General features: G+C 45.8%; 17 protein-coding genes and 1 riboswitch. Of the genes, 8 read left to right on the forward strand and 9 right to left on the reverse strand.

The window, feature by feature from the left end; genetic code table 11:
• Window positions 1-61: 61 nt before the first annotated feature.
• The 3 genes from AC50YG_RS06655 to AC50YG_RS06665 all read right to left on the reverse strand — a co-directional run bounded on the left by AC50YG_RS06655 (window position 62) and on the right by AC50YG_RS06665 (window position 3,220).
• Window positions 62-1,549, reverse strand: coding sequence for a nicotinate phosphoribosyltransferase (locus AC50YG_RS06655; protein WP_494825632.1), 1,488 nt, complete (start codon window positions 1,547-1,549; stop codon window positions 62-64).
• A 1-nt stretch (window position 1,550) separates the two neighbouring features.
• Window positions 1,551-2,360, reverse strand: coding sequence for a ribose-phosphate pyrophosphokinase (locus AC50YG_RS06660; RefSeq protein WP_494825634.1), 810 nt, complete (start codon window positions 2,358-2,360; stop codon window positions 1,551-1,553).
• Window positions 2,361-2,455: 95 nt separating this feature from the next.
• A complete protein-coding gene (locus tag AC50YG_RS06665; RefSeq protein WP_494825636.1) occupies window positions 2,456-3,220 on the reverse strand; it encodes an NUDIX domain-containing protein in 765 nt (254 codons plus the stop codon).
• A 389-nt stretch (window positions 3,221-3,609) separates the two neighbouring features.
• On the opposite strand from AC50YG_RS06665, the gene AC50YG_RS06670 reads away from it, so the two are divergent.
• From AC50YG_RS06670 to AC50YG_RS06695, 6 genes are all read left to right on the forward strand, one after another.
• Window positions 3,610-4,032, forward strand: a complete 423-nt coding sequence (locus AC50YG_RS06670) for a hypothetical protein (protein WP_494825637.1) — start codon at window positions 3,610-3,612, stop codon at window positions 4,030-4,032.
• Window positions 4,033-4,284: 252 nt separating this feature from the next.
• Complete coding sequence (locus AC50YG_RS06675; protein ID WP_494825639.1) at window positions 4,285-5,220, forward strand: hypothetical protein; 936 nt, start codon at window positions 4,285-4,287, stop codon at window positions 5,218-5,220.
• A 377-nt stretch (window positions 5,221-5,597) separates the two neighbouring features.
• Window positions 5,598-6,320: an ATP-binding cassette domain-containing protein gene (locus tag AC50YG_RS06680; protein WP_473758092.1), complete on the forward strand. Its 723-nt coding sequence runs from the start codon at window positions 5,598-5,600 to the stop codon at window positions 6,318-6,320.
• Window positions 6,321-6,331: 11 nt separating this feature from the next.
• Window positions 6,332-7,591, forward strand: a complete 1,260-nt coding sequence (locus tag AC50YG_RS06685; RefSeq protein ID WP_494825641.1) for a hypothetical protein — start codon at window positions 6,332-6,334, stop codon at window positions 7,589-7,591.
• 49 nt (window positions 7,592-7,640) lie between these two features.
• Window positions 7,641-8,687 carry a hypothetical protein gene (locus AC50YG_RS06690; protein WP_494825643.1) on the forward strand — a complete coding sequence of 349 codons (1,047 nt, stop codon included), beginning with the start codon at window positions 7,641-7,643 and terminating at the stop codon, window positions 8,685-8,687.
• A 52-nt stretch (window positions 8,688-8,739) separates the two neighbouring features.
• Entirely contained in the window at window positions 8,740-9,681 is a 942-nt protein-coding gene (locus tag AC50YG_RS06695; RefSeq protein WP_473758088.1) for a DUF5050 domain-containing protein, read from the forward strand.
• Between the two features lie 159 nt (window positions 9,682-9,840).
• Here AC50YG_RS06695 and AC50YG_RS06700 read toward each other — a convergent pair whose 3' ends face one another.
• Window positions 9,841-10,335, reverse strand: a complete 495-nt coding sequence (locus AC50YG_RS06700) for an RNA polymerase sigma factor (protein WP_494825645.1) — start codon at window positions 10,333-10,335, stop codon at window positions 9,841-9,843.
• Window positions 10,336-10,522: 187 nt separating this feature from the next.
• A riboswitch (cyclic di-GMP riboswitch) is annotated at window positions 10,523-10,620 on the reverse strand.
• Window positions 10,621-11,017: 397 nt separating this feature from the next.
• On the opposite strand from AC50YG_RS06700, the gene AC50YG_RS06705 reads away from it, so the two are divergent.
• Window positions 11,018-11,821: a transposase gene (locus AC50YG_RS06705; RefSeq protein ID WP_494825647.1), complete on the forward strand. Its 804-nt coding sequence runs from the start codon at window positions 11,018-11,020 to the stop codon at window positions 11,819-11,821.
• A gap of 18 nt (window positions 11,822-11,839) precedes the next feature.
• Window positions 11,840-12,910: a transposase gene (locus AC50YG_RS06710; RefSeq protein WP_494826351.1), complete on the forward strand. Its 1,071-nt coding sequence runs from the start codon at window positions 11,840-11,842 to the stop codon at window positions 12,908-12,910.
• Here AC50YG_RS06710 and AC50YG_RS06715 read toward each other — a convergent pair.
• From AC50YG_RS06715 to AC50YG_RS06735, 5 genes are all read right to left on the reverse strand, one after another.
• The gene (locus AC50YG_RS06715) at window positions 12,822-15,437 is read right to left on the reverse strand and encodes a polynucleotide kinase-phosphatase (protein ID WP_494825649.1); all 2,616 of its coding nucleotides are present in this window, start codon (window positions 15,435-15,437) and stop codon (window positions 12,822-12,824) included. The two genes, AC50YG_RS06710 and AC50YG_RS06715, sit on opposite strands and share 89 nt — an antisense overlap.
• Window positions 15,434-16,855, reverse strand: coding sequence for a 3' terminal RNA ribose 2'-O-methyltransferase Hen1 (locus AC50YG_RS06720; RefSeq protein WP_494825651.1), 1,422 nt, complete (start codon window positions 16,853-16,855; stop codon window positions 15,434-15,436). Before AC50YG_RS06720 ends, AC50YG_RS06715 begins: the two co-directional genes overlap by 4 nt.
• Before the next feature lie 183 nt (window positions 16,856-17,038).
• Complete coding sequence (locus AC50YG_RS06725) at window positions 17,039-17,521, reverse strand: LURP-one-related family protein (RefSeq protein ID WP_494825653.1); 483 nt, start codon at window positions 17,519-17,521, stop codon at window positions 17,039-17,041.
• Window positions 17,522-17,527: 6 nt separating this feature from the next.
• Window positions 17,528-18,133: a P-loop nucleotide/nucleoside kinase family protein gene (locus AC50YG_RS06730; RefSeq protein ID WP_494825655.1), complete on the reverse strand. Its 606-nt coding sequence runs from the start codon at window positions 18,131-18,133 to the stop codon at window positions 17,528-17,530.
• Window positions 18,134-18,345: 212 nt separating this feature from the next.
• Window positions 18,346-22,251, reverse strand: coding sequence for an Ig-like domain-containing protein (locus AC50YG_RS06735; protein WP_494825657.1), 3,906 nt, complete (start codon window positions 22,249-22,251; stop codon window positions 18,346-18,348).
• Between the last annotated feature and the right edge of the window lie 139 nt (window positions 22,252-22,390).

Genomic DNA, 22,390 nt, shown 5'->3' on the forward strand with positions numbered 1-22,390 from the left:
TTTTTTTAAATATAATTTCCCAAATGTGCGGTACTACCGCTTGATCCATCCGTCACCGTTCCTACAAGTTACCCAGCAAATTCGCTCGAATTCCCGCCAGCTCCTGCTCACGCACCAGCTTGCCATTTTCAAAAATCGGCTTCATTACGTCCTCCTGCTTCCTTGCCTCATACTCTTGAACGCTTAAATCGTCCGTGAGTGTCAGCACGTCGTCCTGCTCGGTTACGAGTACGAGTCCGGTTTGCGATTTTTTGACTTTGCCGATATCGGTTGCCGGGTCTTTGAAAATTTTGCGTTCCTCGCCGTTAATGATCGTAAACGTCGATTTCAGCGCAAAGCCGAATGTATCGCGTGTATTGTACTGGTAGGTGAACGAGCCGATGCCGAATACCATATTCGTCGAAGCAAAGCCCTTCGCCGCCAGCTTCTCGCAAATTTCACGGCAGCGGCTAATCGTAATGGCATCCCCATAAATCGCGCCAATGTGGCTGTCGAGCTGCTTATAGCCCTTCTCGGTCACAGTACCACCGAAAATATCCCACAAAATTTCAATAACGCCTTTGCGCGCCAGCGGATGCTCCGAATCGGGATCGCCGCAAATGATATTGACCGGATCGCCACTGTCCGGACGAATGACGACCTTGCCATCACGGGCAAGAATATCCTCTTTAAGCCCTCTGACCACCACATCGAGCACGCTCCACAAATCCCATGTATCCGAAACAATCGAGACGAACCCTTTCGGATATACCTCATTAATCAGGTAGCGGTACGACGCCATTTCATCGGTGCCATGGGCGCACATGACGCTGTGCTCCGTTGCTGGAATCGAAGTGCCAACCAGCTCTTTTTCCATATCCGCGCCATAAAATTGCTCCAGATACAAAATCGCCGGAACCGTATCCGTTCCTGTGAACGATAGCAAATGCCCGGCGCCGCTGCCTTTCGCCGCTTCCAGCGAGCTCATGCCCCGCATCGAAAAATCATGCCCCTGAAAAGGTACGCCCGACGTATCGCCGCTTGTCAGCAAAGCGTATTGCTCCAAAATTTTACGGTATTCAAAAGCAATCGTCGCGCTCGTTGTCGGCATCCATAGCTGGCACGACATGAGCGTCTCCAAATAATTGGTCACCCAGAAAAATTCGGGATGCGTATTTTCAATCGTCAGCATCGGTACTTTAACCGGAACGATCAAGCCTTCCTCCACAGCCTTGATGCGAATGGGCAAGTAGCCGAGCTCATGCAGCGCAGCGATGTGCGAAGCATCCGGATTAGCGTCCCCCAGTGCAAATTTAAGCACGCGGCAGTACTCCTCCACAACTGCTTCCTTCGTTCTTGCGAAAAAATGCTCATTGAAATAGTCGATCAAATATTCCTTAATAAAGGCTTGAAAACCAAAGGCGACCACTTCCTCTACGCCTTCCAGCCGGCTAGTACGGGCGGTCCAGGTCGAGTAGACGAATTCCGTCCCTTTCGGATACTGGTTTTTGTGGCTGATTTTATAAAAATCGCATAGCAGTGTCGCAGGGTAAGCTGTCTTCGTCGTCATTTTAAACCTCTCCCCATTCAAAAAGTTGGATTTTCTCATGTCCCGCTTCATTCAGCATCGTATTGGTCGTAAACACTTTATCGATAAGCGGCGAATCAAGTAGCTTGCCCTTATGAATCGAAGGCTCACAATGCCCTACCAGTAAATAAATTTCCGCCGCGCCCAAGCCTTTGAGCTTCTCCGCACTGCGCATAAACGTTCCCCCGTAGGAGCAAAGATCATCGACGATAATTGCCTTAAAGCCCTCGCTTGCCACTTGCCCAACCACATCTAGCCGTTCAATTTCACCCGTTTGAAAATTCCGCGCCTTAAAGCCGACCAGCTCGTTATAGCCGCGAACTTTGCTGTAGCGCTTCTGCGCCCCGGCATCGGGGAAAAATAAATAATCCGCCGCACGGTCAAAGCCCGTTGCCTCAACCACAAGGTCCAGCAGCTCAATCGTCGGATACCGTGCCGAGCAATTGTTAAGCAGCGCGAGCGTCACATCCGAATGTGGCTCCAGCACCGTCACCTGTCCAAATGCCAAGGAGTTGATCAGGCTGCATACATATTTCAAAGTAAAAACAGAGGCTCCCTCGATCCGGTCCATCCGGCTATAGGGCATATAAGCAATCGTCAAGTCGGCGTGCACCTTACGGCTGTCCAAATATTGCTTCACGAACATCAGCTTAATCAAGTCGCTGTCATTCTCATATTTAAAAGCAAGCGTATTCTGCTCGGCCATAAGCGTTGTAATCGCGTCACCATCCACAAGCGTTTCTCCGTTGGGAAAAGTTTTGAATACCAGCTCCGTGCCATTGAGCTTGATCATCTTGCTCACTCTCCTCGCTGCTACGTAGTTACTATTTAAATCTGCCATTCCGCTCTGACACACTCTGATATGCTCTGTTTCCCTTACTCTGGGAGCTATCCATAAATCGACAGCTGCGGTTCATGTCCCGTAAACCGATACAGCTGAGCCGGGCGCTGGGAATACAAATTCGATGACTTCGGCTCCCCCGCCGCGTCCACGGCTTTCTCAATAATGCCGCTGCGGCTTTGCGTCGATGTAATTTTCCGAATAAAGTTTTGTTCCGCAAAATCCGGCACGACCGCTTGAATGACCTGATACAGCTCGGCAATCGTAAATTCATCCGGTAAAAAAGCTTTCGCTATCGTCGTCGTCAGCATCTTCCGCTGAATTTGGAGCAGCGCATCCTCGATCAGAGTCCGATGGTCGAAGGCGAGCGGGAGCTTCAACGCCTCCGCTACCGGGAACAGCTGTACTTCCGATGCATCGACCGCCGCCTGCCGATTCGCAAGCTGCTGCTCACCCACGAGTGCCAGAAACGCATGTGAAATCATCCAGCCCCGCGGATCACGTCCGGGCGCACTATATACATTAAAATACTCGAGATGAACCTCGCTAACCTGCGTCTCCTCGAGCAGCTCACGTCTGGCGCATTCCTGCACCGTCTCGGTTTCCAATGTGAAACCGCCTGGCAGCGCCCATTGCCCTTCGAAAGGCCAAATGTTACGCTTGATGAGCAGTACCTGCAGCTCATGATGCGGCAAAGCTTTCTTAACCTTGCTGCGCTCGGTTGAAACAATCGTAAAGATCACGATGTCCGTCGGCGCTCCGTCCGGCGTTCGGTAATGATCGGGCGAATAATTGGATTCATTTTCGATCAAGTGCTTCACTTCCTGTTACGTTGTATCTTCCTTTTCATATTGTCATTATGACATTATTAAACCATTTGTCAACCCTTTAAATATCGAACAGCCCATTATCAAGTTACACAAAATATTTCATAGACTCTAGATCTCCTGCGAAGGAACAAAAAGAGGTTGATTTTCTCCAGAAACAAGGAGACGATTGAATAGGAAAAGATTGTGAGGGAAGCCTATTTGGTTTTGAGACATCTATTAAAGAAATATTTACCATAAAAAGTCCCCTTTTCCCTCTTTGCACACATATATATATGTGTAAAGAGGTGATGCAAATAAGATAATAAAATGCAAGTGAATTCTGATTGGGTTAATGATACTTAACAAATACTAATGATATGGAGGCTAGATGTATGAAAAAATTTAAAATCCGCACATTTACGTTGTTGGTGGCTTTAGGGTTACTAGGAAACACAGTGACTGCTTTTGCCGCACCCACTGTCTCAGGGCCATCTTCTGGTGGATCATCAGGAATAGCTAACTCCTCTGGTAGAATAACACTCTCGCAAGGTGGATTATTTAGTAATGACTCAGCTACAGCTTATACAACTTCTGACGCGACCGGTACCTACGGAGTTGCAGCAGTTGTTTGGTATAACGATGGGACAAGTGAGAAGTCCAAATACGAAGACAAAATTGTTAACAATTCTACAGCTGAGATATCTGTTACTAGTACAGCACCAAACGATAATGGTAACCGTGGGACTGGAGGTCACACATATTCCTCCAATATTCGCGGATCTTGGAGTGGAGGCACTTCAGCAGACTACTCTTAATTACTGACCACCCGTTGAACGGGGCACTGCCCACGTTCAACGAATGGTTTGGGGCTTCGACCCAAAAAGGTCGGAAAACATACCATTCTTGCGGCACTCCTTTTCAATTCTCCCTTACACAATATAGGGGCTTAAATTGGAGTTATCGGAGCATGGAATCCCCATGCTCCGATAACTATTTAAGGCTGTATTTTATGGAAAGCAAGCACGCAGTTGCTAAAAAATTATTATTTACATAATAGGGGGATGAAAATGAAATGCAGAGTCCATATTCTCTTTGTGGCTACAATAAGTTTAATTTTTTTCACAAGTTGCAGCACCCGTGAAGATACGCTTAATTTAGACGAGTATAAAAATAAATTTAGTTATGGAATCCAAGTATTTGACAGGTCTATGGAGATGTTGCCCAATGCCATTGACGAGTTTTCACCAAATAAGGATCGGATAATTAAATTCTATAACCTGACAGATCATAAAACTGATTATACCTTTTTTGTGACGTTAAACGGTACTTTGTGCCCTATTAAGGTAGATGGTCAACAGGCTGATATCATCTACAACAACAGCACTGAAGCAGATTCCGTTACAGAAATGGAAGTTAATATACAATTAACAGAAGAGCAACTCCTGCCCGAATCAAACTACCTTGTTTTTACAGTAATTACAGAAAATCAGATCGCTAATGTTCAGAATACTGATTTGATCTTTAACAAAGTATCTTTTGCTAACAAAATAAATGTTCCCGATGCTATTCAAGTCGAAATCCCCAAAATTGCAATCAATGAAAACGATTATTACCTCAAGAGTGATGAAATTATTGAAAGGTACAGAAATTATCAATTTGCTACATTACAAGATATCGAAACAAGTCGATACCAAATGATAAGCAATAGGAGTCTTAAACTCAATTCTGATAAACGAAAAGGAATAAGAATAGAGACGGTTGGAGATAAAGGAGTATACTCTCTCCTGTTATTCTGCAATAATAAACCCATACGTTTTTCAAATAATGAAAGCAACTATATATTTATGTTAAATGGAGACGACATGCTTTCAAAGGAAATAGAAATATCAGTCGAAGATACTGATGGAAGTTTATATGCTCTGATATTCCCACTGGATAATGAAAACTATATGCCATTTCTGACTAATAAAGCTACCTTTGAAACAGAATTAGAAGTCCGGTGAAAGGCGGCTGAATAGGCGGAAAACAACCTTGAGAAGTGTTAGCGTTCGCCTTTATATTCCGAAATTCACAAATACAGGTACCTAAATTCAAAAATTCAGGGGCACAACAGTGATCGATAGGTGTTTCAACATGCGTATCCCAAGCGTAAACGGCTTTCGCCGTCCTTTGGCGGCAAAGCTTCCATTTCGCGATGAAATATAAGCCGGATTATAAGAGTGAAACTTATAATTTCTTATATTTCAAGGTGAAACGGCTGTCACCGTCCTCTGACCGCGCGCGGCGTTTCAGTCCGAGAAATATAGAGAAAGTATGGCGAAATCATATACTTTCCTATCTTTCAAGAAAATCACCGAATCCTTAGAGGAGGGAATAATAAATGCTGGAGCTTCGGAACTTAAGCAAGAAATATCGCGATAACAATGTAATCTTAAATTTTACAACCGTTTTTGACACTGGAATTACATCAATACTCGGTGCAAATGGGGTAGGTAAATCAACTCTACTTAATATCATAGCTACTTCGCTTGATTTTGATAGTGGTCAGATATTGTATAAAAATAATAAAATTCAGAAGTCAATAGTTGAATATCGAAATTGTTTGGGGTTTGTGCCCCAGTCACCTCCCTATTATCCGTTCTACACCGGACATGAGTTTCTTGAATATATATGTTTATTAAAGCAGATACCCGTTAAACATATTCAATGTGAAATAGAAAGAGTCTTAAGCATCGTTAGAATGACTGAATATGCAAAGAAGAAAATCAAAAACTATTCTGGTGGTATGAAGCAGCGAATTTCTATAGCGCAGGCATTATTAGGCGACCCAGAGATTCTCATTTTGGATGAACCGACAGTCGGACTTGACCCGAAAGAGCGAATGATCTTCATAGAATATCTAAAAGAAGCATCTAGTACTAAAACGATATTATTCTCAACTCACGTTGTATCCGATGTAGAGGACATATCAAACAAAATTTTGTTGCTAAAGGGCTCTTCAATACTCTATGAAGGCACTGTTTCCGAAATAATAGACGAACATAAAAAAAGATTTCCTGACACGAAGACGCTTTCAGAAATCTTTCTCCACATATATGATTGAGGTGTATTAACATGAATATTCAGTTAACACATTATTATTTAAAAGATCTATTCAATAAATTCAAGTATGTGTATATTGCAGTTATATTGATTTCAACGGTAATAATCGCCCTTCAATACTCGCCTGCAAGAGAGTTTGGAAAAACGTATACTCGTTTAAGCGAACAATTTTCGGGACCTATTTCCGTTGAAAAAGATAAGAAGATGGAAGAACTGATCTATAAGCACGCTCAAATGTCTTCCACAGCTTATGATGACTTACAAAATAGTTGGTTAGAACAATTCACTAATAATAGCAAAAAAAATTCAACGGTCAATATTGAATCGGAATTATGGGAAAAATCTCAAAAATTTCTTAATGGAAAAGGCGAGTATGGAAATACCGTATATGATGACATGCTGATACTTTCGACCCTAATTAGCTCTTATCGCGAATTAAGTCAGGTGGAAGATAAAAATGTTCAGATGCGGGGAAATATTGCCCGAAATATGGAAAGGTCGAACAGTAACACGGAGTACTGGAGTCTCTTAATGGAAAAAAGTGAAAACCTGCAAAAAGTAGAGTTCTATGATATGCGTGCTGTAAATTCTTTTTTGGAAAGTTACGCAACAGATTGGATGTTTCTCTTCACAATTATAATGGTACTTTCAACCGTATTTTGTAGTGACTACGAGCAAAGCAGGCATTTGTTGTTATTCAGCATGCCTATCAGCCATATTAGAATCGGTATACATAAGATTCTTTGTTCCTTCTTTGTTGCGTTGCTGTGTTCGGCTATCTCAATATTAATCAACTTATCTATGCTAATTGCTCATACAACAAATTTTCACTCATTATTGCAGCCGGTTCAAGCAATTGGAAATATGAGTAATTCATTGTTTAATGGAACAGTCATAGATTATATATTGTTACTAATAACTTATAAAACTGTTTTTTATGTTTTTATTGCTGTGATTGTTACATTTATATCCTTGCTTTGCCGAAAAATGGCCTATTCCATGATCGCTTCGATATCTTTGGTGGGATTATCTGTTTTGATAAGTGAACTTGTGCAAATTACGTACCCTTACAATATCTTTTTTCAATACAATCTACTAAATCTTTATTCACACAATACCTTCGTTGCGCTGGATGAGTATTCTGTAGTTTTTTCTAAACTTATTAATAACACAACCATTTTATTCACCTGTATTTTATTATTCTCTCTTTTTATTTCTACTATTATTATTACTTCTAATCGTCGTATCTCGCGAATGGTAGTTTCTTCTTAACAAAAGAATGCGACCATCTGCACGCCTTACTATACGAGGGGGTATGATCATGACCAAATTGCTGCTTTTTGAGCTTAGAAAAATTCCACTTGTATTTTTGTTGCTTAGTTTGCTTATTATGTTGATGTTCAAGGGAGTAGTAGCCACTGCATATTACAATGATCATGATAAAGAATGGAGACAAACTTACTCCAACTATCTTACTTACGCGCTAGAGCACGACATTAATATTGTAGAAAAAGAACTAAGTGCAGTTAGAGGGAATTTCAGCCAATATAGTGCTGAAGTAGAAGCAATTGATACTGTGTTGGAGCAATTAAAAGAACGAGAATACTACGAGATTGTACAAAAAGTGGCTCAAACAGAATCTAGTTACGTCTTTAACATGCCTCCTGATTTCAATAAACTCAGATCGGTCTACGCTTCAAATAATTTACCTGATATAGTGAATGTATTAGGTTATCAGCTTTTCGTTAAACTGAACGAAGTGAACTTTATACCGATTATTATTATTCTAGTTTTCTCCTCGATCTTTAGTATAGAACGCGAAACAGGCATGCAGTCTATAATTAGAGCTACAGGGATGGGATGGGGTAAAATCTTTAAAAACAAACTGGCTTTGACAATAGGAGTCAGTACGTTAATATTCAACATTGGTTATATTTGCGATCTATTAATAACTTTTACCTTATCCGATTTTGGATCAGTAAGCAGTCCCTACCGGAGCATCATCAGTGCGGTGTTGACAAATGATAGCATAGGCATGTTTCTAATCAAGTTTTATATAATTGGTATGCTAAATACTGTATTTATGTCTTGTCTAGTGCTATTGTTGTCCTCACTTTCTAAAAACAGTAGATTAGCGTATTCTATCAATGGCTTAACTTTTGTGGCATTTACGGTTATTGCAACCACGCTAGATAAGCTTGACAAGGCGGCAACTTTGATTTCTGGAAATTTTATAAAATTGTATACTGAAACATCGTTATTAATTGTTTCGAACAGTTCATTAATCGTTGAACAATACACTATAATACTGTTAATCTACATCACGCTTATCCCATTACTCATATATTTTTTGCATAAGACATCTTAAACAAATGATATATATTGCACTAAAACAAAATAATAGATAAGGAGAGGATACTTTGAAAAAAATAATGTGTATAATTTTGGTCATCGTTGCATCTTTTTCATTATTAGGGTGCCAGAAGTCTGATTTCTACACGGAAGATTTTACAGCAATGTTCGGCAATACTTCTGACAATGTAAACCAAGGAGGTCTAATGGCAAGCACAGACGAGTACATATATATTCCTTTAGAGAATGATGTCATAGAAATACGCAAACAAACCGGAAATTCTATAGTACTACAGGATATTGTTGCCGAGTTTGGATATGTCAACGTAGTCAATGGATACTTGTATTATAATGCATTCAATAGCAAAGAAAACAAAAGAGGACTTGTTGTCCGCTCATTGGACGGTAAGTTCTTGAGACAGATATCAAAGATGAGTTACTACCCCTTTGTTGTTTTCGAAGATTGGATATATGCCACCAATCTACGTGGAGGAAATCTTTATAAAATTAACATTAAAAATTCAGAACTTAAGATGCTTGCTGAAGAACCAGTAGAGGAATTCACCTTACATGACAATGGCATATTTTACAGTGACGGTAATAACCTTTATTCAATCAATCTTGATGGGAAAAACAAACAAAAGCTACTTTCCGACATACAGTTAAATTCTTTAACATACAGAAAAAAAGATAATGCCCTTATATTCATAAATTCTTCTGAAGACAATCGAATTTATTTATATAATATAAATACTAAAAAACTTTCTGTCTTAAAAGATGGTGACTATTCGTTTGTCCAAGTATTTGGAAATAACGAAATCGTAACGTTGAATAGATCTGGATTATTACAGTCTTTTTCATTTCCTGACGGACATCTTAATATAGAAATACCGGGAGTCACCAATTTCCAAGTCTTTAACAATACTTTATACTATTTTGATCAATTTAAATCCTTATACAGCATAACTGAACAAAAACATGAACCCACTAAGGTTTATCCATTAGAGTAAGCCACTAGCTAATCAGTAAAACTAAACATGTACTTCGTCCATTTGAAAACACAATCTACTGATACTATCAAGAGCCATTGTTTAACACCATAAAGCACTACTTTGGTAGCGTATTCTTTTAATGATTTTGAATACTTACTTTCGAAATTTAGGATAAAATTAAGCCTCATTTTCAAGCAGCTTTTTCAGCTTATTTTTAGCTCTTTGAACTCGTTTTTTACAAGCCTCTACCGATATGCCAAGCTCCTGTGCCGCCTCAAACATAGTATATTTCTCTATGACTACCTTTTTCAGCAAATTATAATCATCGGCATCCATTAGTTCTGAGTATAACAGATCGACATTATGCGAATTTTTATCTCCCAAGAAGATGTTTTCGTAAACCAAAGATGATACTACTAGGCTGCTTAAAGAGGCTCGGCTTCGAATCATATTCTTTATAACATATTTCAGTGTATTTAATAACCAGCCTCTTGGATTGGGGCTGGTTATTATATGGCCAACTTTATTACATGCTATTCTAAATGTATCCTGTACAGATTCTTCAGCTAACCTTCGGTCCTTCAATGCGCTTTGCGCATATGCTAACAAAGAATTGAACATCTCGAAGTATAGTTCTTCAAAGACTCGTTTCTGAAGATCATTCAAACCCATCTCATTACCATCCCCCAGTAGAGATCAATCGTATTTATTTTCTGTTACACAATGAGTTGGTACATAATCTAATTCTGTTGTTTTTGGTCTAATAGGTTTTGAGAATTCACCGCTTATAATTTTATGGTGGCTATGTTCTCTTATTTCGCCATACGCAAGTATCCTAGCTACGCGGAGCCTTGGTCCCTCCCGCGGCTCGACTGTCATGACATCGTTTCTCCTACCGATGAATTAGACCCGCAGCTTTGCGTCCTCGACTTTCGTAAAGATTTACTTTTTATTCTAACCAAGATTCCTATCCTATTTTCTCATTTTCATCCCTATAGTCTTATATCGGATACAACCCTTTCATTTATTTGAAATTTAAGTTAAATAATTAACTTTTTATAAAAACAGTTCATTAAAACCAATTAAGAAAAAATGAAGACTCCCTCATGTTTGATGTGTCTCACCCGTACCTATTCCTCAGAAAACGAACCTATCGTCACCTGATTGTTTATTTTTCTGCCCAATAAACACAACCTATAGCATTCCGCACAAAAAAAGCGGGGCTGTCCAGAAAGTCAGTGAAAAGTGATTTCTGGCCCCCCATTTTCGTGACATATAAAAAATAAGCACAAAAAAATCGCCAAATCTTGTAGAATGGGAGTTACCACACAACCACTACAGAAAGGGCGATTTTTTGCGTAATCTGATGACTACTACCGAACAGTATACCATGCAGCTTTCACTTCCTCTAGAGGATATTGAAGAAAAAGGGGTGTCGAAACGAAAGCTGGCCCCTACCTTCAAGCCCTACGACAACAAGCAGGCTCAGATGATCTTGGATCTGGAGTTATTTATCCCTGCCCACCATGTGGCTCGTGTCATTGATGAGATGATCGAAGCGCTCCCGGACGAGCAGTTGTTTACTCACTATGTTGGTGGGGGCTGCAGCTCTTACCATCCTAAAATGATGCTTAAGGCGATCCTCTACGGCTACTCGCAAAAGATTTACTCCTGCCGAGGGATTGAGAAGCTGCTGCGCGAAAACCTCCCAGCGATGTGGCTGTCGGCGATGCAGCAGCCGGACTTCCGCACCTTGAATGAATTTCGCGGCGTGCGTATGAAAGCATGCATGGACGAGTTGTTTGAAACGATGATTCAAAAGCTCATCGAAGGCAACTACATTACGATGGAGCAGTACTTTTTAGATGGCACGAAGATCGAAGCCGATGCTAACAAGTATTCGTTCGTGTGGAAAAAATCCACACTGCCCTTTGAAGCAAAGCTGAAAGAGAAGGTGCAGGAGACCCTTGCCCATATTCATACCCTCACGCAGCAAGAAGCTCGCGAGTACGTAGCAGCGAATCCAGATGGGCTTACGGGTCAGCTCGAAGAAGCAGCTGTCGTACTGGAAGAAAAAGTGGCAAACGTAACCGAACAGATCGCTGGGGCAAACGACAGCGAAGGAAGGAAAGCCTTACGTAAAGCGCTTCGTGCCTGAAAGCAGCCACTGAAGCAGATTCGGGAGGATTTTCTTCCTAGGCTCGCGAGGTATGAGCAGCAGAAAGCCTGCCTTGGCGAGCGCAATAGCTACTCCAAAACCGATCCGGACGCCACATTTATGCGGATGAAGGAAGATCACATGAAAAATGGCCAACTGAAACCGGGCTACAATGTGCAAATGGCCACGGAAAACCAATTCGTTTTGTTTTACAGTCTTCATCAGCGACCTACGGATACGCGCTGCTTCATTCCACATATGGAAAAGTTGGCGGCGTCTTCTTTGCCTATGCCCAAAACCGTGATTGCCGATGCAGGCTATGGCAGTGAAGCGAACTACTTGTATGCGATGGGCCAGGAAAAAGAGCCGAGCTTTGATTTTCTCATCCCTTATGGCAACTATATGAAAGAAAAAACGCGTCGTTACCAAAAGGACATCCGGCACGCCTCGAACTGGGCATACGAGGAACACGATGACCGCTTTGTATGCCCGAATGGACGCTACGTTCGCTTTAAGAAATACCAAACGAAAAAGAATGATTCCGGTTTGGAACAAAGCTTCAAGCTGTATGAATGTGAAGATTGCAGGAACTGCTCCTTCAAGCCCGTATGCAGCAAAGCAAAGGGAAATCGCCAGGTTCACTGGAATACGATTTGGGAAGAGTTAAAAGCAAAGGCCAAACAAGCCCTTGAGGATGACGATAAATCCGCCATTTATGCTCGGCGTAAGGTCGAGGTAGAGAGCGTATTTGGTCACATCAAGGGCAACCGGTCGTTCCGCCGGTTCTCCCTGCGAGGGCTGGACAAGGTTCACACGGAGTTTGGGATTGTGGCGTTGGCTCACAATCTCTTGAAGGTGGCAGGCATTCGCCTTGCTACCTTCTGCAAAAGCATGGGCACAAAAAAAGTTGGACGGAAAACATTGCATTTTTTCCGTCCAACTTTTTATTTTAGGGACTTATTGGACAGCCCCGTTTTTATAACCATCTTCCCTTCATCCTCTAAAGCCGCGGATCAACCGAATCCGACTCCATGGATAAAGCGGCAAGCACACATTCATGAATCCGCTCCACCGATTCCTTGCGAATAAACCGTTCCACCGACTCCAGTCCCAACGCAAATTCCTTGAGCGCATAACGCTCCTTTTTGCTTGTTTTGCGCTGCTTCAGCCTTTGCAGATTTTCGGGCAGCAAATAATCCATGCCATAAATAATATGCAGATAGCTGCGGCCTCTGACTTTAATGGCCGGCTGGATCAGTCTTCCTTTATGTCTGGCGACAAAATACTCTGGCTTAATGACAGCTCCCTCATGCCCCTGCTCCGTCATTTCCTCCCACCACTGAATCGCCGAAAGCTCACTGGCCTCATCCGTTACAACCTTATATTCCGTTTCCATGAACAGCTCCGAGCAAGCAGCCAGCTCGCGCGCATGCTCCATATGCCAGCTGTGCTGTTCGCTTTGGTAGCTTGCTGTACTATGCGCCAGCGTGTGGAAAGGCGCAATTCGAATGCCTTCCAATCCATTCGTATCCCAGCAATATTGCTGGAATGCCCGCTCGAACGTTTCGGCATTGCCCAGCTTGATTTCCAGCTCATCAATCCAGTGCTGCACAGCTTTGCCCGCGCCGTTCGCCTCCCGCAGCTTGGCGATTTTGGCCCGTCTGTCCATCAGCGAAACCTCTGCCACATGGGCATATTGCGAAGCAATCAGCTCCCGAGCCTTTAAATTCCACGGGACAATTTCCGTATCCAGCAGCACTAAATCCGTACCGTAACGTTCAAAATAATTCGCCTTCGTCAAATCGCTATTCAGCTTCCGCAGCACTTGCTCCTCAAGCATAGGCTCGAAGAACCGCCTGCCTGTTCGAGTATAAATGACGCCTAGTGTCTGCCGGCCGACATACGAGGCAGCTGCGGCTTCGTTTCGAAACAGCAGCACGATGGCTCTGCTGCCCATATGCTTTTTCTCCATGATCATCTTCTCTACGCCTTGCGAACGATAATAGACGAAGGCTTCGGCCGGATGCTCCAAATACCGCTCATCCTCAGCCGTCTGTGGCGGCGGACTCATCGTCGGCGGAATATACACCAGCTCCTCCAGCGGCACCGTATAATGCGATACGGTATCAATCGCCGCTTTAACGAATTCGCCCCGGGCCGTTATATCGCCATAAGCGGCGGTCAGCACCGAGTACCCTTCAATATATTTTCGCAAATTTGGCTGCCTGAACCGATTCAATTGTCCCTCCAGCAAAGGATTGCGACCTTCCCCGGCATAATTCTCATACGCCTTCACTTGTACGAACTGCTTCTCCGGGTAACGGTATGCGGTCAAATACCCGCCAAATACGGCGCCTTGATCAATATTAATCGTTTGGTTCATGATCGTCGGCTCGACTCGCGGATCATGTCCCCAGACGATAAGCTCGCCAGACTCATGATCGTTATACCATTCCTTGCGCAGCGGCTTGCCCTCTGCATCGGTACCACCCTGCTCCCCATAGCGGCAGTAGTCCTGAATTTTAGTGGATTGCTTGCCAATATAGCTGTCGCGAATGCCCGCATGCACAACAACGAGCTGTCTCACGCCATTGCGGCAAAAGACAAGCTGCGGGGGCGCTTGCAGTAAAAATATCCGAAGCCGCTCCTTCAGCATACGTGCCGCTTCTTCACCATGCTCCCGCTCAAATTGCCCAAGCTCCGCTGCGGTTTTCTCATCGCCATGGCTAAGCTCAACCTGCCTGCCGTCTAGCAATCTCGCTATCTTCCAGCCATGATTGCTGTCCGTCATGTAGGCAAGCCCTGCTTCCACATGCTTGCGCCACCATTCCATCGCCGCTAACGATTCCGGCCCACGGCTCATCACATCCCCGACCGATACGGGCAATCTGCCTTCCGGATGGCGGTAAAACCCTGCCTCATCCGGTGCATAACCAAGCTTGCCAAGCAGCTCCAGTTGCTCCTGAAAGCAGCCATGAACGTCGCCAATCATGTCGATTCCTTGCCCCACCTCATGAACGAGCGGGTTAATCTTGCGCTCGAATGCAATATCCATAAGCTGTGCGGCTTTCACGACATAACTGGCGTCAAAGCCTTCCAGCCTCAAGCTGCGCAGCGAGCGCTTGAACAAATGCGCTTGCTTCTTCACCCGCTGCTTGCCCCTAGGAAACTCACGCTTGCCATCCCGGCGAAGCAGCTCCTCTTCAGGCGTATCCAGCACCAGCGCAACAATCGGAACATGCTGCTTCCGTGCAAGCTCCACATAACGCTTGCGGTCTTCCTCATATAAATGCGTAGCGTCAATCAGCGTTAGTTTATCCAAGCGGCAGCGCATGGCGATCATGCCCTCCATCGCTTCGAACGCTTTTGCCGAAATATGCTGATACTGCTTGTAAATAATATCGGATTCCAGCTTGCTGCGACTGGTCCAATCCATAAATTCCACATCGCCAACGAGCATCCGGAACTGGTCTGAAGACACAACCTCAGTCGCCTTGATCGTACCCGCTGCGATCAGCGTATCCAGCAGCGTCGTTTTGCCGCTGTTCGATGGGCCAACCAATAACACAATACCGGCATGGGGGAGCCGAATGACCCTTTTATCCTGTTCGCTCATGATCGACCATCCCCCTCTAATCTTGTAAATACAGCCATCTGTGTAGGCTGTCCGTACTGTCTATCCGCATCGCCAACTCCGCATATACGGACTGCATAGCCAAATGGCTCGCCCCATTTTTCACACCATTCACGGAATTGCTCCCGCGTCCATTCGAAGCGATGATCGTTATGCCTCATTTCATAGTCGTCCAGCTCATACAGCGTGTTATATTCCTTATTCGGCGTCGTAACGATCCAGCTCTGCGGCTTGTAGCGCGAAACAATCATTTCAATCGCCTGATCCAGCCGGAAGGCATCAATATGCTCAATGACCTCGCACAATACCAGCACATCTTTGCCACACAGCCATTCATCATAATAAAAAAGCGAGCCAATAACGGCCTGCGGCACTACCGTGCCCTGCCTGCCCTCAAGCTTTGCAAAACGTTCCAAGGCGCGAATTTGCGAGCGGCCCGAAGGCTCTACCGCCATAATCGTCTTCACGCCCGTTACGGCTCCGAGCATCGCCGACAGCTTGCCTTCCCCTGAGCCCATGTCTACGATAAACGCATGCTGAGGAAGCGCCCCCACCACTTCAGCTATCGCTTCATAACGAAGCTCGTTCAGCCTTGCTTTGCGCGGCGGCTCCACTTCTATTTCTACTCCGGCTACTATGCCCTGCTCTACCTGCTGCGCCTCCGGCTGCCGCTGCGTTTGCTGCGCAAACTCGCGATTAAACTTCGCAATCAGCGGGCTGAAGCGCAGCGTGCGCCTAATAATAAGCTCGCGCTGCGGATGCCCAGCTAGCCAGCCTTCTCCATACCGATGCAGCTTGCCCACTTCATCCTCGCCAATAAAATAATGCTTATAATCGTCCAGCATTGGCAGCATAATGAACAGCTGGCGCAAGGCGAGCTGAAGCGTCTGCTTGCCGGCAAGCCGAATCGTCCGCGCCGAGCTGCGGCTTTTCAATTGAAACGGATAGGCGATGTCCGCCCTTTCAATCTCGACCTCATAGCCGAGCGCGCCGAACAGCTCTTCAATCGTCCGGTCCGGCAAATTCGAGGCGAGCGGTCCGAAGGACAGCTCCAGCTGGAAAGCATGCTGCACCCACTCGGCATAAGCCTCCTTCGGCTTGCCATTCAAGGCTGTCCCGAGGGCGGATCGCATGTAGGTACAGAACAAGCTGCTCACCGCAAATTCGCGGTCATTAATATAATGCGTAATATCATAATGCTCCGGGCTTCCTTTGTACAAATCTATGGGATCGGGCTCTGCAAACAGCAGAACCTCCGTTTCTTCTGGCGAGCTTATCGTATAAACGAGGCACACGCGCGCCTCTTTTTCCCTGCGTTCATATAAATGATCCGGATGCTTGGATAGTAAAAAAGAAAGCTTATCCGCATGCTCGCCCAGCGCTTTTATCGTTAAAAACATGTTATCCCCCCTGGCTACTTCCTTCATTTTCCACGAAGCAAGCCTTTATGAACATGGCGGAAGTATTACGAAGCATGATTTTTTTGATAGGAAGACAACGACAAAGAAGCATGTGTTGAAATCACACATGCTTACTTAGACCTATTATTAAGGCATGGCGGCCTGTTCATTTTCCTATTCACGCTATTGACGCTGGCGCTTCCTAATTTCATTCACGCCCATAATAACGGCAATCAGCTCATAATCTCCAAGCAGGCGGGTTTCATTCCATAAGCAATAAGCGCCGCTTTGCATCCAGCCGCTCGTCTGCGCGAAGCTCGCTATCGACTCCTCGCGGCGGTTCATAATCATATACTCCTTGGAAAAAGCCGGCGACTCAATCAAATAAAAGCCTCGCTCGCCCGCATCATAATCGAACCGTTTGTTCATGAAGCTCATCCGAGGGCGCAGCGTGCCAAGCGGAGTGCCCTGACTGTCGCTGACCTCCCATTTCATCGAGAAAAATCGAAATCTCGCCTCGCACATTTTCGTATCATTGGCATCATAAACTTCAAGCGAAGTACTGAACGCACTTTTCAGATTAACCCACCCCGCAGACTGCCCCGTCTCATTCATAATGCTTGTACTGCCGGAATTGAAGAAGTTGTCTCTGAAATATAAGGACATGCAGCCTCACTCCCCTTCTACGATGTCATCACCATATACGAAGTGCTCCAGCAGCAACAGCTTTGCCTCATTCAGCTCGCCTGAATTATCAAAATCAAGCACCGAAGACGCTGGAATCGGCCAATTCAGCTTGCGCGGCCCTAGTGAGCGGCTGAAGGCTTCCCAATTGCCAAGCTTCCATTCATCAAGCTCTAGGCCCCGTTCCTCTATCCGGCTGCGATGCAGCTCCTGATCCCGCAAGGAGACAAGAACGACCCGCACAGCCACATCACGCAGGCTTGCACCGATTGCCGACAGCTCCTGCTCAATCCATAGCGGATCAGCGGTTTCCTTCGTGAAAGGACCGATGACGAGCGCGTCCGTGCCAATCGCTACATTTTCCAAAGCCGCATCCATCGTAATCCGATAGCCGAGATCCCGGCAGCGCACCTTATACAGCTCCGAATCGCGGTCCTTCGGATCGAGCCCCGACGCCGTCATAATCGCTTCGGCAGCCGGACGCAGCAGCGTATCCATATCAAAAATCGCAGCGCCCTTGCGCCGTGCGAGCGCCTTGGCCAGCGTCGTCTTGCCCGCTCCCGCCCCGCCTAGAAAAAATACTAATTTACGCATATGACTCGCCCCCACACTCTAATGCTAATTACCCGCAAACATGAACGAATGAACACTTATCAACTCTACCTCTCTACTATAAACCATTTTCTAGCTTGCCTGTCAAAAATAAACCGCTCAGCAGCTGTTATTCCCAACCACCCTCATACGCAAAAAACCTCCAAAGCTGCGCGAATAGGCAGCCTTGAAGGTTTTTGTGCTTGGAATCTCGTTTACTTCGAATTTCCGAGGTCAATGAGTTCAGCCTTAATCAGCATGCGCTGAACGATAACTGCCGTTTCTGCTCTAGTTATGTTGCTTGTTGGCTTCAAACCAGCATCTCTGCCTTGAACCAAGCCGCTGTTTATTGTCGCAGCGACAGCCTGCTTCGCCCAAGCATCTACAGCCGCGCCATCTGCAAACGAAGCAAGTGCAGACGCTGCCTCAGCTTCGCTCACCGTTGTGTTCAAGCCCGTAAGCTTCATCGCCCTCTCAAGCATAACCATCGCTTCTTGGCGTGTAATCGTTTTGTTCGGACGGAATGCGCCGTCTTCATAGCCTTTAATAATACCGTATTCCTGCGCTTTAGCTACTGCGCCCATGAACCAGTCGCTGGACTTCACATCATGGAAGGTCGTTGTTTTTCCGTTTTCGGCCAGTCCCAGCGCCCGAACGATAATCGCCGAGAACTCCGAGCGCGTAATGGCTGCATTCGGATTAAAATGCGTCTCGTCGATGCCTTTCACAATAATACGCGACCCCATATCGTTTACCGCATCTTTTGACCAATGCCCTTCCACATCCGCGAACGTAATGGGATTCCAGATCAAAGTATACGTGCTGTTCGTCAGACTGCTAACGACCGCAAAATAATTTTTATCGTGCTGTGTAACGTACGTCGGCACATGATAAACCGTTCCGTCCTCCAGAAGCACGGTTGCCGTTGTAATTTTGCTCAGGTCTATTCCAGCCGGAAGCGGGATTTCCCGTTGAACATATGAGCTAAACTTGTCTACGACTACAGTTTTGCCATTGTATGAAGCGGTAACCGTAAAATCAACTGGCGGCAGCACCACGCTAAACCCGTCTTTACCCGCCGTATTTTTAACCAACTCGACGCTTGCATCATTGCTCTTCGCTATGTCCACTTGCACGACGATATCCGTCAGCTTCACTTGAACGCCCAGCAATGATGACAGGCTATCGATTGCAATTTCTGACGCAGGCAGCTTGTAGTTCCCGTTAATCGTCCGAACTTCCAGAATAGCCTCGTTGTTTTCCATCGCTTTCACTGCATCCCCAGTCAATACCGTGGATACTTTATCCGCGCTCACGCTCGCAACAGGAATAATGATGGTCGAATTACCGCCCTCTTTGGCGAGCTGTGCTGTCAGCTTGTTCGTATCCACCGTTGCGGTCAGAGTACTTTTACCGTCTTGTTTCGTCGTGTTCCCTGTAGCAATCTGATCGTACTCCTTGCCGTTCACGATTACTCGGAAACCTTCCAGCGCCACTTGTCCGCCAGTTGCGGAAGAACCAGAAGTGCCATTGCCACCGCTGGAGGAATCACCGCCCGAGCCTTGGGAGCCTGCTCTCGGCGTTGCACTCGCTTCATTGGAATAGCTGCCTACTCCTTCTTCGTCATTCGCTTTAACCTTAAAGTAATAAGTTGTTCCATTGGTTAGTCCCGTTACAGTGAAATTCTCACTGCTTACAACTGCAATTGGAACGGACCCGTAATCACCAGCCGTCGTTGACTGATATACACTGTAAGAAACCGATCCCTGTACGCCAGTCCAGTTCAGCGTCACCGTTCCATTGCCGGCTGTCGCTGTAAGTGCGGTTGGCGCAGAGGTTCCGGGCGCATTCACCGTCACGGTGCTTGTTGCCGCCTTGCCTCCGTCTTCCGTTGTCCCTGTAATCGTCACTATTCCTGCTCTCAGCGGTGTGACCACTCCGTCTTCGTCCACCGTCGCTACCGACGGATCGCTGCTCGTCCACGTTACTTTCGTATTCGTCGCATTGCTTGGCGATACGCCCGCCGTCACCGTTCCCGTGCCGCCTCCAGCCGTAAGGGTCAGCGTGCCCGGGCTCACCGTCACTCCCGTCACCGCCACGTCTGTCTCATTCACCGTCACCGTGCTCGTTGACGTCTTGCCTCCATCTTCCGTTGTCCCTGTAATCGTCACCGTTCCTGCTCTCAGCGGTGTGATTACTCCATCTTCATCCACTGTCGCTACCGATGGATCGCTGCTCGTCCACGTTACCTTCTTGTTCGTCGCGTTGCTCGGCGATACGCCCGCCGTCACCGTTCCCGGGCTGCCTCCAGCCGTAAGAGTCAGCGTTCCCGGACTCACCGTCACTCCTGTCACAAGCACGTCCGCTTCATTTATCGTCACTGTGCTCGTTGCTGTCTTGCTTCCATCTTCCGTCGTTCCGATTATGGTTACTATTCCCGCTGTCAGCGGTGTGACCACTCCATCTTCATCAACTGTCGCTATCAATGGATTGCTGCTTGTCCACGTTACTTTCTTATTCGTTGCATTGCTTGGCGATACATTAGCTGTCAACGTTCCTGTACTGCCTCCAGCTGTAAGGGTCAGCGTTTCAGGGCTCACCGTTACTTCCGTCACAAGCACGTCCGCTTCATTTATCGTCACCATGCTCGTTCCCGTTTGGCCTCCATCTTCCGTCGTCGCCGTAATGGTCACGTTTCCCGCTGTCAGCGGTGTGACCACTCCGTCTTCGTCTACTGTCGCTACCAACGGATTATTGCTTGTCCACGTTACTTTTTTATTCGTTGCATTGCTTGGCGATACATTAGCTGTCAACGTTCCTGTACTGCCTCCAGCTGTAAGGGTCAGCGTTTCAGGGCTCACCGTCACCCCCGTCACGGGTACCGTCGCTCCACCAAGCTTGACCACTTGATTAGCTGTCCCAGGCGTCATCCAGATGCTCTCGCCATCAAAAACACCACTATAAAAAGGAGCCATGCCTATCGTTGTCGTACTCGGCCAATTGTTGAAAGCCGTCATTCCCCCCGTGTCTGTGTCAATCTTTACAAGCTGATCCGTAAACAAACCAGGCATCAGCCAGATGCTCCTACCGTCAAAGACACCGCTGAAATATTTGCCGCCAGCGGGCAGACTACTCGGCCAATTGTTGTACCCCGTCATCACGCCGGTGTCTTTATCGATTTTGATGACCCGGTCTGCTCCGTTAGGAACTAGCCAAATGTTCTGACCATCGAAGATACCGCCGTTAAAGCCTTGAGAAGAAGAGAAATCTTTCGTAAAGCCGCTTGGCCAATCGCTGTAGCTCGTCATCGCGCCAGTGTCTTTGTCAATTTTGACTACCCGGTCTGCTCCGTTAGGAACCATCCAGATGCTCTGACCGTCAAAGATGCCGCCATTGAAGTTCGTATTAATAAGAAAAGCTCCCTCAGGTGTTAGCACACCTTGGCTTGGCAGCTGAACATCGCTTGGCCAGTTATTATAGCCGATCATCGCTCCCGTATCTTTGTTGATTTTAATAACATAATTGGCACCGGCAGGAACCATCCAAATATTTTGGCCGTCAAAGACACCGCCAGAGAAGTTTGGCTGTGGTCTAATCATAGGATTTGGATTTGTCGTAGTGCTAGGCAATACGAAACCGCTTGGCCAGTTGTTATAACCGGTCATCACTCCTGTATCCTTGTCCACCTTGATCACTCGATCCGCCCCATAAGGAATCATCCAGATGCTCTGGCCGTCGAAGACACCGCTAGTGAAATCCGGCTTTGAGCTTCCTCTCGCAAACCCGCTAGGCCATGCCGTGTAGCCATTCATTGCTCCTGTATCTTTGTTAATCTTGATCAAGCCTTCAGCACCTTGAGGAAGCATCCAAATGCTCTCTCCATCAAAAATACCGCCCGAAAAGCTGTTGTTTTGTGTAAATCCAGCAGGCCAGTCGCTATACCCAGTCATCTCAATCGTATCGCCGATCGGGGATGCGGAGATTGTCCCGCTGTAGCCTAAGCCGCTTTGATTATAAATAGGTGCGGGCCCGGCAAATGCCGTTATTGAAAATAAGTTGGAGATAATCAATAACCATGATGTCCATATCAATAGCATTTTTTTCTTTTTTCGTGTGTTCACTCGTGTATTCATCCTCTCACATTTTAACTTCAAATTATGCCTTATTTCGACATTATACTTTATCGTTGTTGAACCGAATTTGAACAAAACAAAACGGCCCCCACCGTCCTTAGGACAGGGAAGCCGCTCGTAATCGCCG

It is taken from the genome of Paenibacillus sp. J31R34 (assembly GCF_059383715.1).

Coding starts and splice junctions, on each gene's coding strand:
- AC50YG_RS06655 (WP_494825632.1), bottom strand. CDS start 1,549: ATGACGACGAAGACAGCTTACCCTGCGACACTGCTATGCGATTTTTAT.
- AC50YG_RS06660 (WP_494825634.1), bottom strand. CDS start 2,360: ATGATCAAGCTCAATGGCACGGAGCTGGTATTCAAAACTTTTCCCAAC.
- AC50YG_RS06670 (WP_494825637.1), top strand. CDS start 3,610: ATGAAAAAATTTAAAATCCGCACATTTACGTTGTTGGTGGCTTTAGGG.
- AC50YG_RS06675 (WP_494825639.1), top strand. CDS start 4,285: ATGAAATGCAGAGTCCATATTCTCTTTGTGGCTACAATAAGTTTAATT.
- AC50YG_RS06680 (WP_473758092.1), top strand. CDS start 5,598: ATGCTGGAGCTTCGGAACTTAAGCAAGAAATATCGCGATAACAATGTA.
- AC50YG_RS06685 (WP_494825641.1), top strand. CDS start 6,332: ATGAATATTCAGTTAACACATTATTATTTAAAAGATCTATTCAATAAA.
- AC50YG_RS06690 (WP_494825643.1), top strand. CDS start 7,641: ATGACCAAATTGCTGCTTTTTGAGCTTAGAAAAATTCCACTTGTATTT.
- AC50YG_RS06700 (WP_494825645.1), bottom strand. CDS start 10,335: ATGGGTTTGAATGATCTTCAGAAACGAGTCTTTGAAGAACTATACTTC.
- AC50YG_RS06715 (WP_494825649.1), bottom strand. CDS start 15,437: ATGAGCGAACAGGATAAAAGGGTCATTCGGCTCCCCCATGCCGGTATT.
- AC50YG_RS06720 (WP_494825651.1), bottom strand. CDS start 16,855: ATGTTTTTAACGATAAAAGCGCTGGGCGAGCATGCGGATAAGCTTTCT.
- AC50YG_RS06725 (WP_494825653.1), bottom strand. CDS start 17,521: ATGTCCTTATATTTCAGAGACAACTTCTTCAATTCCGGCAGTACAAGC.
- AC50YG_RS06730 (WP_494825655.1), bottom strand. CDS start 18,133: ATGCGTAAATTAGTATTTTTTCTAGGCGGGGCGGGAGCGGGCAAGACG.